Below are 16737 nucleotides of genomic sequence, written 5' to 3' on the forward strand. Positions count from 1 at the left end.
AAAAGGGGATGGGAATTTTGAGAATAACAACATTAGTAGAAAATACAAAAATAGCACCAGAATTTGAAAATAAGCATGGCTTATCATTTCATATAGAAACTGCTAAACATAGTATTCTTTTTGATTTAGGTCCAAAAGATGCTTTAATCAAAAATGCACAAAAGCTAGGCATTAACTTAAGCGAGGTAGATACAGTTATAATCTCCCATGGACATAGTGACCATGGTGGTGGATTAGAGGCATTTTTAAAAGTAAACAATAAAGCTAAAATATATGTTAATAAAGATGCTTTTAATGAATATTATAGTGTTGTTGGAATCTTTAAAAAGTATATAGGGTTGGATGCAGAGCTTAAAGATAATCCAAGAATAATACTTACTGATGGAGATTTAAAAATAGATGATGAACTTTATTTATTTTCTGGCATAGAAAGAAAATATGAAATTTCACGTTTTAATGGAGCTTTATATAAAAGGGTAGACGGTCTTTATTTTGAAGATGATTTTGCTCATGAACAGAATCTTATAATAAAAGATGGAGAAAAGTATGTTCTTTTTGGAGGATGTGCTCACAATGATATAAGAAATATAATAGATAAAGCTGAAATTATAGTAGGAAAAGATTTAGATTGTGTAATAAGTGGTTTTCATATATTTAATCCTGTTACTGGCAGAAGTGAAGGGGATAATTTTATAGAAGCATTAGGTGAAGTATTAGGAGCAAGAGATACTAAGTTTTATACTTGTCACTGCACTGGTATGAAAGCTTTTAAGATGCTTGAAGGAATCTTAGGAAACAAAATATCATATATATCTACAGGTCAAGTTGTTGATATATAATTTGTTGAATGATAAAAGAGGAGTTGTTCTATACAACTCCTCTTTGTTTATAGTTAACTTTAAAGATATAGTTCATTATATTACTTTATATAATCAAATCATAAAGTTATAATGAAAGTTCTTTAAGTTTTTTTACAAAGTCTGAGATAGCTTCTTCTTTTGTTGCCCAAGCAGTTATCAGTCTTATTGAAGAAGTGTTTTCATCTACTTTTGTCCATCTATAGAATAAATAATCTTTTTCAAGTTCTTCTATAATTTTGTTTGGCAATATAGGGAAGACTTGGTTTGTAGGTGATTCTATTAACAAGTCATATCCACATTCTTTAATTCCTTCTGATAATATTCTACCCATTTTATTTGAGTGGGATGCAAGTTCAAAGTATAAGCCATCTTTAAATAATTCTTCAAATTGAATTCCTAAAAGTCTTCCTTTGGCTAAAAGGGCACCTTTTTGTTTTATATTATGTCTAAAGTTAGGTTGTAAACTTTCATTACTTATTACTAAAGCTTCTCCTAGAAGAGCACCATTTTTGGTTCCGCCAATAGAAAATGCATCTGTGTATTTACACATATCAGCTAATGAAAGATTAGCTTCTTCTAAGCAAAGAGCAGATCCAAGTCTAGCTCCATCCACATATAATAAAAGATTTTTCTTTTGACAAAAGTCATAAAGATTTTTTAATTCGTCTTTAGTATAAACAGTTCCAAGTTCTGTTGGATTAGATATGTAAACAAGCTTAGGTATTAGTAAGTGTTCACTTCCATATTCACCTAATAAATCATCAATTAATTCAGAGTTTAATTTTCCATCTTCACAATCTATAGTTATTACCTTATGGCCAGTATATTCAATGGCACCACATTCATTAACTGCAATATGTCCAGTATTAGGTGATATGCATGCTTCATAAGGTCTTAAAAATCCGTCTATTGCAATAAGATTTGTTTGAGTTCCACCAGAAATAAGATGAATATCTATATTTTCATTTTCTGAAAGTTCTTTTATCCTAGAAATTGCATTTTGAGTATGTTTATCATATCCATAGCCTTCTTCTTGAACAAAATTTGATTCCATTAAAGCCTCTAAAATTTTAGGATGCGCTCCTTCACTATAGTCATTTTTTAAGCTATACATTTTAAGTATCCTCCCCATAATAAAAAATATTTTCTGATAGTATGTTTATATGTTATTTATCTATCAATGTTAAATATGAATAAATATAAAATAAAAAATAAATTAAAATCCAATTAAAAATAACTATATATCAAAGGATATATTTATGTCAAATTGCTTTTGAAATAGCTTAAATACAGGAGTTCGCCAGTTGGAAACATATTGGAGTAATATCCCTTCTTACAAGGTTTACATTGTCAAAAAGTATTTATAAAGCAATAAATATTAATTAAATGTAAATAATTATTTTTGAAAATTTACAATAGTTATAAGGAAATAAATTAAAATTTATAAAAAGAGTGTTAAAAAGTTTTATATTTAACAAATATTAATTGGCAGATTGAAAATAAAATGTAAATAAATTATAATGCTGTTAATAATTAAAATTAAAAAGGAGAATTTATATGGAATTAGATTTTTTTAGAATGTTAGCTACGCTTATAAATATAGCTATACTTATAGGAATTATAGTTTTAATATTTAAATTTATAAAAGGTACATTTGGACTTAATAAAAGAATAGTTAGAATGGAAAAGGACATTGAAGAAATTAAAAATGAATTGAAAAATAGATAATTTAAATCAATGAATCAAGTAGTTTAAAGAGAAAATTAAATAAAAAGGCTTGACTATTTTTTAACATATATATTATAGTATAAATGTTGTTAAAGAAATATTAAAGTTTTATTAAGGTGAAAATGTATTTATGCTATAAATATCTAGGGGGATACTTATGGTAACATTTTTAGCTGAATTAATAGGAACAATGCTACTTATAATATTAGGTGATGGTGTTGTTGCTAACGTAGTTTTAAAGAAAACAAAAGGGAATAACTCAGGATGGATAGTTATAACTACAGGCTGGGCTTTAGCTGTAGCTATACCAGCAGCAATTTTTACAAGTGTAAGCGGAGCGCTTTTTAATCCGGCTTTAACTTTGGCTTTAGCTGTAGTTGGACAGTTTTCATGGTCTCAGGTTATTCCATACATAATAGCTCAACTTATAGGAGCATTCTTAGGTGCAGTTGTTGTCTATATAATATATTACAATCATTTTGAAGAAACTGAAGATAAAACTTCAAAACTTGGAGTTTTCTGTACTATACCGGAGATAGAAGATAAAAAAATAAACTTTTTAACTGAGTTTATAGGTACTTTTGTTCTATCATTTGCTATTTTAGGTATAGGTGCTCATGATTTAAATTATGGTGTAAAGATTATCATAGTAGCATTTTTAATATGGGCAATTGGACTAAGTTTAGGTGGTCCTACTGGATATGCTATAAATCCAGCAAGAGATTTTGGTCCAAGACTTGCACACTTTTTATTACCAATTCCAAGAAAAGGCGACTCAAAGTGGGGTTATGCTTGGATACCAGTTATTGCACCAATATGTGGAGCAATATGTGGAGCTTTAGTTTATGTAAATATATTTTAATAAACTAAGTTGAGTAAGATTTAAAATTATTATCTATATGTTGGGTATAGGTAATAATTTTTTTTTGCTAAATCTAATTGAGTAAAATTAATATAGTTATTTTCAGTAAAGATAGACATAATTAGAAACTATAAAACTCTTAAGGAGGAAAAATGGCAAGTTTATTAGATATTAGAGATATTTTAGACCTTAAATCATTTCAAAAAATACAAGATGATATAGCTAAGGCAACTGAATTCGCAATAGTTACTGTAGATTATATGGGAATACCTGTTACAGAACACAGTAGATGTAGTGAATTTTGTAAGCTTATAAGAAAAAAGAAAGAGTTTTCAAAGCTTTGTGAGAAGTGTGATTCAAGAGGGGGTTTAGAGGCTGCTAGGGAAGGTAGCTTTTATATATATAAATGTCATAGAGGATTAGTAGATGTAGCTGTTCCTATAATTATAGAAGGACAATATTTAGGTTCAGTTATGGTTGGACAAGTACTTGTAGATAATGAAGAAAATTATAATTTAGAAGAGGTTTTAACTAATACGTTAGAGTATGATGTTAAGGAAAAAGAGGAAATATTGGAGGCTTATAATAAAATACCAGTTTTAAGCTTTGAAAAGATTAAGTCCGTATCTGAAATGATGTCTCATGTAAGCAATTACATTGTGGAAGAAGCTCTTTTAAAAAGGACTCAAAATGAAATATATAAAAAGAATATTGAGATTGCAAAAGCTGAGAGAACTAAGTTCGAACTTGAAGAAGAATATAAAGCATGTCAGCTAAAGGCACTTCAATCTCAGATAAATCCACATTTTTTATTTAATGTCTTAAACAGTATAGCCTCTTTAGCTATTATAGAGGATGCTCCTAAAACACAGGAGGTAATATATAATCTTTCTTATATTTTAAGATATACTTTAAAAAAAGCTAATAAAATTGTTAGGTTAGATGAAGAGATAAATCATGTTAAGGCTTATTTGGAAATACAAAAAGTTAGATTTGGTGATAGAATAAAATATAACTTGGATTTTAATGAAAATGATATAAATGTTCAAATTCCTTTTATGGCACTTCAGGTTTTTGTTGAAAATGCAGTTTTACATGGAATAGAGGAAAAAGAACAGGGGGGTTCAATAAATATGTCAATTGAAGATAAGGGAGAGAAGATTCTTGTAACAATTAGTGATGATGGGGTTGGCATATCAAAAGAGAAACTTGATGAAATAAGAGAAGATTTGAAAAGAAAAGAAAAGTTCAGTCTTGAAAAGGTAGGTATAAACAATGTCAATAAGAGAATGTATCATTATTATGGGAATGATTATGATATAAAAATTGAAAGTTGTGTTTCAGAAGGAACAAATGTTTATATAACAATTCCTAAAAAGATTTAATATTAATTATTGGAATTTTTATAGCTTTACCGAAGGGAGTAATATTTATGATTAATATAATGGTTGTTGATGACGAGCAACTAGAAAGAAGTGTTTTAGTATCTATTTTGAAAAGAAATAGTAGAGTAAATGAAATAGTAGAGGCGAAAAATGGGAAGGAAGCTTTAGAGTTAAATAGAGAATTTAACCCTGATCTAATAATCATGGATATAAAGATGCCTGGAATTAATGGATTAAAAGCATTAGAGCTTATAAAAAATGAATTTCCTCAGAAAGAAATTATTATGCTTACTGCATATGATGATTTTGAATTTATACATAAGGTTTTAGTGTTAGGTGGAGCAGATTATATATTAAAACCAATAAAGCTTGATAAAATAACTGAGATTGTAAATAGAATGATTAATAAAATAGAAAAGAAGGATTTAGAATCAAAAGATGATAGAATTTTAACATATGAGACAAATATACAGAACGATAAGAATTTTGTTATTAGAGTTGAGAATTATGTAAATGAAAATATGAATAAAGCATTAAAACTAGAAGAATTAGCAGCGATTTGTAGTCTTAGTCCTGGGTATTTTAGTAGAGTGTTTAAAAAAGAAACTGGAAAAACTGTTATTACATATATAAATGAAATGAAGATAGAAAAAGCAAAGGAGCTTTTGAAAAATAGTGAAGCACCTATAATAAATATATCTCTTGATCTTGGTTTTGATGATTGCGGATATTTTATAAGAGTGTTTAAGAAGATTACAGGAGTTACACCAAAAGCTTTTAGAGAAAATATTTTATAAGAAAAAATTGTATAGTTAACCTTAAATCAAGGGGGTTAACTATACAGTTTTTTTGTTTTAATTAAGTATGTATTTAATATATGTTTTGTTATTAAAACTTTATCTTGTTACAAAATAATCAAGCTTGATAGGAAAATATCACCAAGGTCATGGGATTATTATTATAAAAGTGGTATTTTATAGGATTATATTGATTTTATTATAGTGAAGATCAATATAATCCTATTTTTATATCTAAAAGATGACAAGAATTTAACATAACACATGAATATTGTTCGATGGAATTTGATTGAAAGCATATTATAATCTAGACATAGATAAAAAATTAACAAATGAATTTGAAAGCGAGGAGACGTTAAAGTGAAATCTAAAAGATTCCAAGTATTATCAGAACGTCCTGTAAATCAAGATGGACTTATAGGAGAATGGGCTGACGAAGGTTTAATAGCTTTAGATAACCCAAACGATCCAAAATCATCAATAAAGATAGAAGATGGAAAAGTTACTGAATTAGATGGTAAAAAGAGAGTAGACTTCGATATGATTGATAAATTTATAGCAGATTATGCTATAAACTTAGAAAATGCAGAAGAGTCTATGAGCCTTTCATCTAAGGAAATAGCAAGAAGATTAGTTGATATAAATGTAAGTAGAGATGAAATAGTTAAGATAACAACTTCAATAACTCCTATGAAATCAGTAGAAGTCATTCAAGAAATGAATGTTGTTGAAATGATGATGGCTCTTCAAAAAATGAGAGCAAGAAGAACTCCTGCTAACCAATGTCACGTTACTAATGTAAAAGACAACCCAGTACAAATAGCAGCAGATGCTGCTGAGGCTGCTTTAAGAGGATTTGCAGAACAAGAGACTACAGTAGGTATAGTAAGATATGCACCATTTAATGCATTAGCTATATTAGTTGGTTCACAAGTAGGAAGAGGAGGAGTTTTAACTCAATGTGCAGTTGAGGAAGCTACTGAACTTGACCTAGGAATGAGAGGCCTTACAAGTTATGCAGAGACAGTTTCAGTTTATGGAACAGAAGCAGTATTTACTGATGGAGATGATACTCCATGGTCAAAAGCATTTTTAGCATCAGCATATGCTTCAAGAGGACTTAAGATGAGATTTACATCAGGAACTGGTTCAGAAGCATTAATGGGATATTCAGAAGGAAAATCAATGCTTTACTTAGAGTCAAGATGTATATACTTAACTAAAGGAGCTGGAGTTCAAGGATTACAAAATGGAGCAGTTAGCTGTATAGGTATGACTGGAGCAGTTCCATCAGGAGTAAGAGCTGTTTTAGGAGAAAACTTAATAGCAGCAATGCTTGATATAGAGGTTGCATCAGCTAATGACCAAACATTCTCACATTCTGATATAAGAAGAACTGCTAGAATGTTAATGCAAATGCTACCAGGAACAGATTTTATATTCTCAGGATATAGTGCGGTTCCAAACTATGATAACATGTTTGCAGGATCAAACTTCGATGCAGAAGATTTTGATGATTACAACATACTTCAAAGAGACTTAAAGGTTGATGGTGGAGTTAAGCCAGTTACTGAAGAAGAAACTATAAAGGTTAGAAATAAGGCAGCTAAATGCATACAAATAATCTTTAGAGAATTAGGATTCCCAGAAGTAACTGATGAAGAGGTAGAAGCTGCAACTTATTGTCATGGAAGTAAAGAGATGCCAGATAGAAATATTGTTGAAGACTTAAAAGCTGCTGAAGAAATGTTAGAGAGAAGAATAACAGGCTTAGATATAATAAAAGCTTTAAGTAAAAATGGTATGGAAGATATAGCAAATAATTTATTAAATATGCTTAAGCAAAGAGTTACTGGAGATTACCTTCAAACTTCAGCAATTTTAGATAAGGATTTTAATGTTATAAGTGCAGTTAATGATATAAATGACTATATGGGACCTGGAACAGGATATAGACTAGATGGCGAAAGATGGGAAGAAATAAAGAACGTTCCTACTGTTATGAAGCCAGAAGATATAGAGTAGGGGGAGAATAACAATGGAAGAAAGAACTTTTATACCTGAAATAAATATAGAAGAGCTTGGAGAAGCAAAAGTAGGAGTAAAAGCAGATGAAGTTGTTATAGGTTTAGCACCTGCTTTCGCTAAATACCAAAATAAAACAATAGTAAATGTTCCTCATAGTGAAGCTTTAATAGAAATGATAGCTGGAATAGAGGAAGAAGGATTAAATGCTAGAGTTGTTAGAGTGCTAAGAACTTCAGATGTATCATTCATATCTCATGATGCTGCTTGTTTAAGTGGATCAGGAATAGGTATAGGAATACAATCAAAAGGAACTACGGTTATTCATCAAAAGGATTTATTACCTTTAAATAACTTAGAACTATTTTCACAAGCACCACTTTTAACTCCAGAGACATATAGATTAATAGGAAAAAATGCGGCTAAATATGCTAAAGGTGAGTCACCAACACCAGTTCCAGTTAAGAATGATCAAATGGTTAGACCTAAGTTTATGGCTAAGGCTGCTTTATTACATATAAAAGAAACTAAACATGTTGAACCAGGTAAAAAACCAGTTCAATTAGAAGTTAAGTTTTAGTTAGAAAGGATTGAAATCATGGAAAAGAATAAAATGACTGCGGCAGATTATCCTTTAACTTCTAAAAGAGGCGGAGAAATAAAAACTCCAACAGGAAAAATGTTAGAAGATATAACTTTAGAAAAAGTTTTAAGTGGAGAAATCGGGGCAGATGATATAAGAATTTCACCAGAGACTTTAGAGATGCAAGCTCAAATAGCAGAAAGTATGAATAGGGATGCTATTGCTAGAAACTTTAGAAGAGCAGCAGAACTTATAAAGGTTCCAGATGATAGAATCTTAGAAATGTATAATGCTTTAAGACCATATCGTTCAACAAAGGAAGAACTTTTTGAAATGGCTGATGAATTAGAACATAAATATGGAGCTAAGGTTAATGCTGATTTCGTTAGAGAAGCTGCCGAAGTTTATGAAAATAGAAATAAACTAAGAATAGAAGAGTAATTTTTTGAGGTGAATGTATGAAAATCATAGCAGGAATTGATATAGGAAACTCTTCTACAGAAACTGCTTTAGGGAAAGTTTATGAAAATAAAGTTGAATTCTTGTCTAGTGGGATAATTCCCACTACAGGAATCAAAGGTACGGAAGATAATATAAGTGGAGTAATAGCTTCTTTAAATCAAGCTTTAAAAAAGGCAGATTTAACTTTAGAAGATTTAGATTTGGTTAGAATTAATGAAGCAGCGCCAGTTATAGGTGATGTTGCTATGGAGACTATTACTGAAACAATAATAACTGAATCAACAATGATAGGACATAATCCATCTACTCCAGGAGGATTAGGATTAGGAATAGGAAAAACTATAAATTTAAAAGATTTAGAAACTTTAGAACTTATGGAAATTGATGAAAATGCATTTATTCCTTTAGTGTTAAAAGATACTAGTTTTTTAGAGGCTGTTCATAGATTAAATGAGGCAACTAGAAGAGGAATAAATATAACTGCTGCTATAGTTCAAAAGGATGATGGAGTTTTAATTAATAATAGACTAGATAAGAAGATACCTATAGTTGATGAGGTTTCTCTTTTGGAAAAGGTTCCAGTTAATATGAAAGCTGCTGTAGAAGTTGCTCCGCAAGGAGCAGTTATAAAACAACTTTCTAATCCATATGGAATAGCTACTGTATTTGATTTAGGTCCAGAGGAAACTAAAATGATAGTTCCTGTATCAAGAGCTTTAATAGGGAATAGATCAGCAGTAGTAATAAAAACACCTCAAGGGGATGTTAAGGAGAAGAAAATACCTGCAGGAAAAATAAATATAACTGGACTTAGAAGAAAAGAATCTGTTGATGTTGAAGAGGGTGCAGAAAAAATAATGGATGCAGTAACTCTTTGTACTCCAATAGAAGATTTAAGAGGCGATGCTGGATCAAATGTAGGAGGAATGCTTGAGAAAGTTAGACAAGTTATGGCTGACTTAACAAACCAAAGCATTTCAGATATAAAAATACAAGATTTATTAGCTGTAGATACATTTATACCTCAAAAGGTAAAGGGTGGGCTTGCTAAGGAATTCTCAATGGAAAATGCCGTTGGAATAGCTGCTATGGTTAAGGCTCATAAGCTTCAAATGCAAATAATAGCTAATAAATTAGAGGAAAAGCTAGGCGTGCCAGTTGAAGTTGGTGGAGTAGAGGCTGATATGGCTATAAGAGGAGCTTTAACAACTCCAGGAACTAGTACACCACTTGCTATTTTAGATATGGGAGCTGGATCTACAGATGCTTCTATAATAAATAAAGAAGGAAAAATAATATCAACTCATTTAGCAGGAGCGGGTAATATGGTTACTATGCTTATTAAATCTGAGCTTGGTATAGAGGATTTTGGATTAGCAGAGGATATAAAGAAATATCCATTAGCTAAGGTTGAAAGCTTATTCCATATAAGACATGAAGATGGAACTGTGGAATTCTTTGAAAAGCCTTTAGATTCCTCAGTATTTGCTAAAATAGTAATTCTTAAAGAAGGAATGCTTATACCAGTAGATGGACAAAATTCCTTAGAAAAGATTAAGAATATTAGAAAAACAGCTAAAGAAAGAGTCTTTGTAACTAACTGTTTAAGAGCATTAAGAAGTGTTTCACCAACAGGCAACATAAGAGATATAGAATTTGTTGTTTTGGTTGGAGGATCATCTTTAGATTTTGAAGTTCCAGAACTTGTTACTGATTCATTATCACATTATGGGGTAGTTGCAGGAAGAGGAAATATTAGAGGTTGTGAAGGCCCAAGAAATGCTGTTGCTACAGGTCTTGTTCTAGCATTTAATGGGAAGGGTGTTGACTAATATGATTAAGGATTATGGGCACCCAAGTATATTTATATATTGTTCTTTAGGGATAAATGAAATGGATATAGATGAAATTCTATGGGGAGTAGAGGAAGAAGGAATTCCTTTTATTATAAAAAGAAAAGAATTAGATAACTCTAAAAAGCTTTCACATCTAGCAGCTATAGATTCTAAGCTTTCTGTAGGAATAGGAATAGATAATAAGGGTAATATAAGTTTAACTATGGATAAATTAGAAGAAGAGAATCCTCTGTTTCATATTAGCTTAAAGGACGGGTTTAATTTAAGAAACTTAGGAGCTAATGGAGCAAGGTTAGTTAAGGGAATGCCCTTAAAAAGTATTAATTAAGAGGTGATTAGCATGAATATATACACTAAAACAGGTGATAAAGGTACAACTTCTCTTTTTGGAGGAAGTAGAGTTAATAAGTGTGATTTAAAGGTCGAGGCTTATGGAACTATAGATGAGTTAATATCATTTATAGGGGTTTCACGTGCTGAAGTGCCTGGAGAAGAAGAAAAAAATATACTTTTTAATATGCAAAAAGAGTTATTCATGCTAGGTGCTGAGTTAGCTAGTGATGAAAAAGGTCTTGAGTGGTTAAAGGAAAAGATAGAGTCATCACATATAGAGAAACTTGAAAAAATTATAGATAAATATATGGAAATAACAGGACCATTAACAGCCTTTGTTATACCGGGAGCTAACAAAAGTTCAGCTTCTCTTCATGTAGCTAGAACTGTAGCTAGAAGAGGAGAAAGAATAATGGCTTCTTTAAATGAAATGGATCCTTTAAGAGAAGAGATAAAAAAATACATAAATAGATTATCAGATGCTCTATTTGCATTAGCAAGATATGAGGAAGCTGAAAAATAAATATTACCTTAATGGAGGGAAGTATTATGAAAAAACTAAATGAAGTAAAAGAATTAAGTTTAGAAATAGTTAAGGAAATGGCTAAAGCAGCAGAGAAAAAGGCCGCTGAAATAAATGTTCCAGTTATATTTGCAGCAGTTGATGCAGGAGCTAACTTAATGCTTATGCATAGAATGGAAGATGCTTTTATAACAAGCATAGATATAGCTATAAATAAAGCTTATACAGCTGCTTGCTTAAAACAAGGAAGTCATGAAATAGCAGAATGTGTTCAACCTGGACAAAGTCTTTATGGACTTCAATTAACTAATAACTGCAGAATTGTACCATTTGGTGGTGGATTCCCAATTATAGTTGAAGGAAAAGTTGTCGGAGCAGTAGGAGTAAGTGGTGGAACTGTAGAAGAAGATATGGATATAGCTCAAGCTGCAGTAGATGCTTTCAATAATCTTTAAGAAATACCTTAAGTTAATATTATTTAACTTGTAAATTAAACAAAAGGTACAAGCTAAATATTAAAATACATAAATTAAAATTAGTTGTCAAAGAATTTAAAACAAAATGGAGGAATTTAAAATGAGAATGTACGATTATTTAGTACCAAGTGTAAACTTTATGGGAGCTAACTCAATATCAGTAGTAGGAGAAAGATGTAAAATATTAGGCGGAAAGAAAGCTTTAATAGTTACAGATAAATTTTTAAGAAGCTTAAAAGGTGGAGCAGTTGAATTAACTGAGAAATATTTAAAAGAAGCAGGAATAGAAGTTGCTTACTATGATGGAGTAGAACCAAATCCAAAAGATACAAACGTTAAAGAAGGATTAAAAATATTCCAAGATGAAAACTGTGATATGATCGTAACAGTAGGTGGAGGAAGTTCACATGACTGTGGTAAAGGAATCGGTATCGCTGCAACTCATGAAGGAGATCTTTATGACTATGCAGGAATAGAAACTTTAACAAATGCTCTTCCTCCAATAGTAGCAGTAAACACTACAGCAGGAACTGCAAGTGAAGTAACTAGACACTGTGTTATAACAAATACAAAAACTAAAGTTAAATTTGTTATAGTAAGCTGGAGAAACTTACCTTTAGTTTCAATCAATGACCCACTATTAATGGTTGGAAAACCAGCAGGATTAACAGCTGCAACAGGAATGGATGCTTTAACTCATGCAGTAGAAGCATACGTATCAAAAGATGCTAACCCTGTAACAGATGCCGCTGCAATACAAGCTATAAAATTAATATCACAAAACTTAAGACAAGCTGTTGCTTTAGGAGAAAACTTAGTAGCTAGAGAAAATATGGCTTACGGTTCATTATTAGCAGGTATGGCATTTAACAATGCTAACTTAGGATATGTACATGCTATGGCTCACCAATTAGGTGGATTATATGATATGCCTCATGGAGTAGCTAATGCTATGTTATTACCACACGTATGTAAATATAACTTAATAGCTAATCCTCAAAAATTCGCTGATATAGCTGAATTCATGGGAGAAAACATAGAAGGATTATCAGTAATGGATGCTGCTCAAAAGGCTATAGATGCAATGTTCAGATTATCAACTGATATAGGAATTCCTGCAAGATTAAGAGACAAAGGAATAAAAGAAGAAGATTTTGAATATATGGCAGAAATGGCTCTTAAAGATGGTAATGCATTCAGTAACCCAAGAAAAGGTAATGAAAGAGATATCGTTGAAATATTCAAAGCTGCATTCTAATAGATTTAATTACAGTATTTAAGTATATAAAAACATTATAAATATAAATTGCTAGCTTCTGCCTTTATGAAGCTAGCAATTTAAAAAAACTATAAAATTAAAATAAAAAGCATAAACACATTTAGACTTTAAGTAAACTTTAACAAACATTAAACAACAATTTTAATAATAAATATTTAATTATAAAAAATTAAATGTTTTGATTATTGAGGTATATCTACCCAATTTATTTTAATAATCAAACTTTTAAATGTACATAGTATCTAAAATTATCTACCCAATAAGTTTAGATATATTTTAACTAAATAAGACAGTCAGTAGGATTATAAGATACCCAGTAATTTTACTGATTAAAATATAACACCAATTTTCATAATATGTATTAAGAGGCTCTTTCACGGTGAAAGAGCCTTTATTTTATATATAAGGTTAATTCTTGTAAAATGATATGGAGTTTCTATTGAAATTATTTATCAATAGTGATATAGTTAAGAAAATACATAGAGAGAAAGAGGATTTATATATATGTTAACTTATATGATAACTTATTATTTGAAAGAAGAAAGTCACTCATGTTCATGTGGTGATAATCATGGAGAGGATCATCATCACCATCATGAGCGTGATGATTATGAAATCAAAGCGCATATAAAGACTTTAGGAGCGTGGGCACACTTTATGCCAACAAGTTTCATAGTTAAGTCTGAAATGAGAGCAAAAGATATATTAGAAAAACTAAAACCTCATGTTGAAGAAGGGGATTTAATCTTTGTAACTAAAGTTGACAAAGAAGAGGTGGCCACTTTAAATGATCAAGTTATAGAATGGATAAGAGAATAGAGTATTACATAAATAAAAAAACGTTAATTACAGAAAAAGTGTAATTAACGTTTTTTTATTTTCTTTTTTGTGAAATATATCAAAATAAAGATTTCTTTTGATAAAGAAATATGATAGATAGTTTAGTTTATAATTTGTTTATAAAAACAAATAAATATGCATAAATATACAAAAAGTAGTTGTGGATTTATTTGAGGGGTGTTATAATTCCATTAGAACAAATGAATAAAAAGTTAACAAATGATTAATTGAATTTAAAATTACAAAAGAGGGGATTTCATAATGGGAAAGGATAAAAAAATAAAACTATGGGCATTGGTAATGATGATATTTGTGCCAACTTTTGGATTTAGTAATATATCAAGTAATGCTGTCTACTTAGGGCCAGCAGCAATACCTTCATGGGTAATAGTTTCAATATTTTACTTCTTACCTTTATGCGGAATAATTGCTGAAATGGCTTCAGCAAACCAGGATAAAGAGGGTGGAATATATTCATGGATAAATAAAGCTATAGGAGAAAAATGGGCATTTATAGGAACTTGGACATATTTTATAGGAATATTATTTTATTTACAAATGGTATTTTCAAGAATACCAGTAGCTGCTTCATGGGCTATATTAGGAAGAAATATATTTACAGATTCAAATGCATATTTATTACCTATACTATCAATATTCATATGTATAGGTATGACATATATAGCAACAATAGGAGTTAGTAAGTTTTCTAAACTTGCAGACTTTGGAGGTCAGTTTACTTTAGCTGCTACGGTAATATTTATAGTTATGGCTATTTTAGGATATTTTTTAGGGGAACCATCAGCAACAGAATTTACTGTGCAAAGTGTAACACCAGATTTTAATGTTAGTTATTTTTCAACATTCTCATGGCTATTATTTGCAGTATCAGGTTCTGAGGTGGCTGGTACATACATAATGCAAACAGAAAATCCTAAGAAAACATTTCCAAAGGCAATGGTAATAGCAACAGTTTTAATAGCTCTATCATATATTTTAGGATCAGTGGCAATTCAACTTATAGCTTCACCAGAAGTTTTAAGTAAGGCTGGAATCCAAGATGCAGGTTATGTTGTTTATTATATATTAGCAAATAATTTTGGGATAAACGGAAGAATTGTAGTTCAAATATATGCAGCTATAAATCTTATAACATCAATTGCTGCTTATATAATTTGGATGGAATCTCCAATAAGAGCTATGTTTAGTGAAGTGCCGAAAGGAACATTTCCAAGTTATTTAACAAAGAAAAGAAAAGATGGAACTTTAGTAAATGCACTTTGGACACAATGTGCCATTTTGGTAGTATTAATATCAATACCTTTATTAGGGATTGGTTCAGTAAATGACTTTTTCAAGCTATTAACTGATTTATCATCCTTAGCAGTAGTTATTCCATATGTTGTGTTAATTTGTGCATTTATATCATTTAGAAAGAATAATAAAAATTTAGAATTTAAATTTTTCAAATCCGATATAGTAGCATATACAGTGGCTGGAATAGCATTAATACTTTCATGTGCTGGATTCTTTGGAGCTGGTCTTCAGGATGTTGTTGGAAGTTCAGGAAATGAAGCGATTATGCTTATAATAAAAACTTATGGAGGGCCAATAATCCTTACTATACTTGGATTAATATTAAGATATATATCACTAAAATCTTATAAAGAAAAAGAAGAATTTCTTGAAATAAGAAATAGTTAATAGATTGTATTACAGCAAGAAATTTAATTGGAAAATTATATAAAAAATAGAGTCGAGTAAAACTTGGCTCTATTTTTTATATAATTAAGTTTTTAACAATAAGTAATTAAAGAGAAAATCTTAATTTATATAAACGATGTATAAAAAGAAAATTACTATGTACATAAAGTGATAAAAATGAACAATATATTGATAAATTTTTAATTGACTTTGAATAAATAATATAGTATCATCTTAATGAAAATGATTGTCAACAACAATTGAAAGGAGAAATCGATGGAGTATTTAATTTATTCATTAATAGGAGCAATAATTTTAACAGTAGGATTAAACTCTATTTTAAAAAAACAATCAAAATTATTTTATGGACTAGCTATAATAATTTCTATAATTGTTACATGGTATGAACTTATAAAAATTAATACCGGGTTTAAGTTAGATGGAATTTTATATGTGATAGAAAGAAGTTTCATGAAAGGGTATGTTGCAACTGCTTTATTTATATTAGTAATGTTTGCGGGGTCTCTAAATAAAAGATGGGGAATAACGAAAAAGCTTTTAAGAGCAAGGGCAGAGATGGCGATAATGGCATCAATACTTATAATTCCTCACTGTGTAATTTATTTATATAAGTTTTTATTAAATTTATTAAGGGGCAACCAATTAAGTGTTGCATATATAGCTTTGGTGGTTTTAGGAACAATAGCTTTTATAATAATGATTCCATTATTTATAACATCATTTAGAAAGGTTAGAATTAAAATGACGCCAAGTAAATGGAATAAAGTGCAAAAATGGGCATATCCATTTTATATCTTAGTATATTTACATATAATGGTTATCTTATTAAATAAGAAGACAATCTCTTGGGATAGTATAATAGTTTACACTATCATATTTGGAGCATATTTAATATTTAAAGTTTATAATAATAGAAAAAAATAATTCAAACATAAAGAAAAAGCTGGTAAATTTTTGCTAGCTTTTTTATTATGAATGATATTCTGTTAAAAAATATAAAATA

The 16737-nt window shown here is 29.8% G+C and carries 17 protein-coding genes; 16 read left to right on the forward strand and 1 reads right to left on the reverse strand.

Going from position 1 to position 16737, the window contains the following annotated elements:
• The first annotated feature begins 17 nt into the window (after positions 1-17).
• Positions 18-839 carry an MBL fold metallo-hydrolase gene (locus ACQZHJ_RS07385; RefSeq protein WP_430484904.1) on the forward strand — a complete coding sequence of 274 codons (822 nt, stop codon included), beginning with the start codon at positions 18-20 and terminating at the stop codon, positions 837-839.
• 106 nt (positions 840-945) lie between these two features.
• Here the strand turns inward: ACQZHJ_RS07385 and ACQZHJ_RS07390 are convergent, their stop codons facing one another.
• On the reverse strand, positions 946-1974 hold the full coding sequence (locus tag ACQZHJ_RS07390; protein ID WP_430484905.1) for a threonine aldolase family protein: 1029 nt from the start codon (positions 1972-1974) through the stop codon (positions 946-948).
• Between the two features lie 443 nt (positions 1975-2417).
• On the opposite strand from ACQZHJ_RS07390, the gene ACQZHJ_RS07395 reads away from it, so the two are divergent.
• The 15 genes from ACQZHJ_RS07395 (at position 2418) to ACQZHJ_RS07465 (ending at position 16658) form a co-directional block, all read left to right on the forward strand.
• Positions 2418-2588 (forward strand): hypothetical protein, encoded by a 171-nt coding sequence (locus tag ACQZHJ_RS07395; protein ID WP_430484906.1) that lies wholly within the window; start codon positions 2418-2420, stop codon positions 2586-2588.
• A 157-nt stretch (positions 2589-2745) separates the two neighbouring features.
• Positions 2746-3450, forward strand: a complete 705-nt coding sequence (locus tag ACQZHJ_RS07400; protein WP_430484907.1) for an MIP/aquaporin family protein — start codon at positions 2746-2748, stop codon at positions 3448-3450.
• A 152-nt stretch (positions 3451-3602) separates the two neighbouring features.
• Entirely contained in the window at positions 3603-4835 is a 1233-nt protein-coding gene (locus tag ACQZHJ_RS07405) for a sensor histidine kinase (RefSeq protein ID WP_430484908.1), read from the forward strand.
• Between the two features lie 47 nt (positions 4836-4882).
• Positions 4883-5632 (forward strand): response regulator transcription factor, encoded by a 750-nt coding sequence (locus ACQZHJ_RS07410; RefSeq protein ID WP_430484909.1) that lies wholly within the window; start codon positions 4883-4885, stop codon positions 5630-5632.
• A 360-nt stretch (positions 5633-5992) separates the two neighbouring features.
• Positions 5993-7657, forward strand: coding sequence for a propanediol/glycerol family dehydratase large subunit (locus tag ACQZHJ_RS07415; protein WP_430484910.1), 1665 nt, complete (start codon positions 5993-5995; stop codon positions 7655-7657).
• Positions 7658-7670: 13 nt separating this feature from the next.
• Positions 7671-8237 carry a propanediol/glycerol family dehydratase medium subunit gene (locus tag ACQZHJ_RS07420; protein ID WP_430484911.1) on the forward strand — a complete coding sequence of 189 codons (567 nt, stop codon included), beginning with the start codon at positions 7671-7673 and terminating at the stop codon, positions 8235-8237.
• An 18-nt stretch (positions 8238-8255) separates the two neighbouring features.
• Positions 8256-8681, forward strand: a complete 426-nt coding sequence (locus tag ACQZHJ_RS07425) for a diol dehydratase small subunit (protein ID WP_430484912.1) — start codon at positions 8256-8258, stop codon at positions 8679-8681.
• Positions 8682-8698: 17 nt separating this feature from the next.
• On the forward strand, positions 8699-10534 hold the full coding sequence (locus tag ACQZHJ_RS07430; protein ID WP_430484913.1) for a diol dehydratase reactivase subunit alpha: 1836 nt from the start codon (positions 8699-8701) through the stop codon (positions 10532-10534).
• A gap of 1 nt (position 10535) precedes the next feature.
• The gene (locus tag ACQZHJ_RS07435; RefSeq protein ID WP_430484914.1) at positions 10536-10886 is read left to right on the forward strand and encodes a glycerol dehydratase reactivase beta/small subunit family protein; all 351 of its coding nucleotides are present in this window, start codon (positions 10536-10538) and stop codon (positions 10884-10886) included.
• A gap of 12 nt (positions 10887-10898) precedes the next feature.
• Positions 10899-11414 (forward strand): cob(I)yrinic acid a,c-diamide adenosyltransferase, encoded by a 516-nt coding sequence (locus tag ACQZHJ_RS07440; protein WP_430484915.1) that lies wholly within the window; start codon positions 10899-10901, stop codon positions 11412-11414.
• A gap of 26 nt (positions 11415-11440) precedes the next feature.
• Positions 11441-11869, forward strand: coding sequence for a GlcG/HbpS family heme-binding protein (locus tag ACQZHJ_RS07445; protein ID WP_430484916.1), 429 nt, complete (start codon positions 11441-11443; stop codon positions 11867-11869).
• Between the two features lie 121 nt (positions 11870-11990).
• Positions 11991-13148 carry a 1,3-propanediol dehydrogenase gene (gene dhaT, locus ACQZHJ_RS07450; RefSeq protein WP_430484917.1) on the forward strand — a complete coding sequence of 386 codons (1158 nt, stop codon included), beginning with the start codon at positions 11991-11993 and terminating at the stop codon, positions 13146-13148.
• Positions 13149-13673: 525 nt separating this feature from the next.
• Positions 13674-13988, forward strand: a complete 315-nt coding sequence (locus ACQZHJ_RS07455; protein WP_430484918.1) for a hypothetical protein — start codon at positions 13674-13676, stop codon at positions 13986-13988.
• A 282-nt stretch (positions 13989-14270) separates the two neighbouring features.
• Positions 14271-15713: an amino acid permease gene (locus ACQZHJ_RS07460; protein WP_430484919.1), complete on the forward strand. Its 1443-nt coding sequence runs from the start codon at positions 14271-14273 to the stop codon at positions 15711-15713.
• A gap of 276 nt (positions 15714-15989) precedes the next feature.
• Complete coding sequence (locus tag ACQZHJ_RS07465) at positions 15990-16658, forward strand: ferric reductase-like transmembrane domain-containing protein (protein WP_430484920.1); 669 nt, start codon at positions 15990-15992, stop codon at positions 16656-16658.
• The last annotated feature ends 79 nt before the right edge of the window (positions 16659-16737 follow it).

The sequence above is a fragment of the Clostridium sp. B9 genome (genome assembly GCF_050509515.1).
In the GTDB taxonomy this organism is placed as follows: Bacteria; Bacillota; Clostridia; order Clostridiales; family Clostridiaceae; genus Sarcina.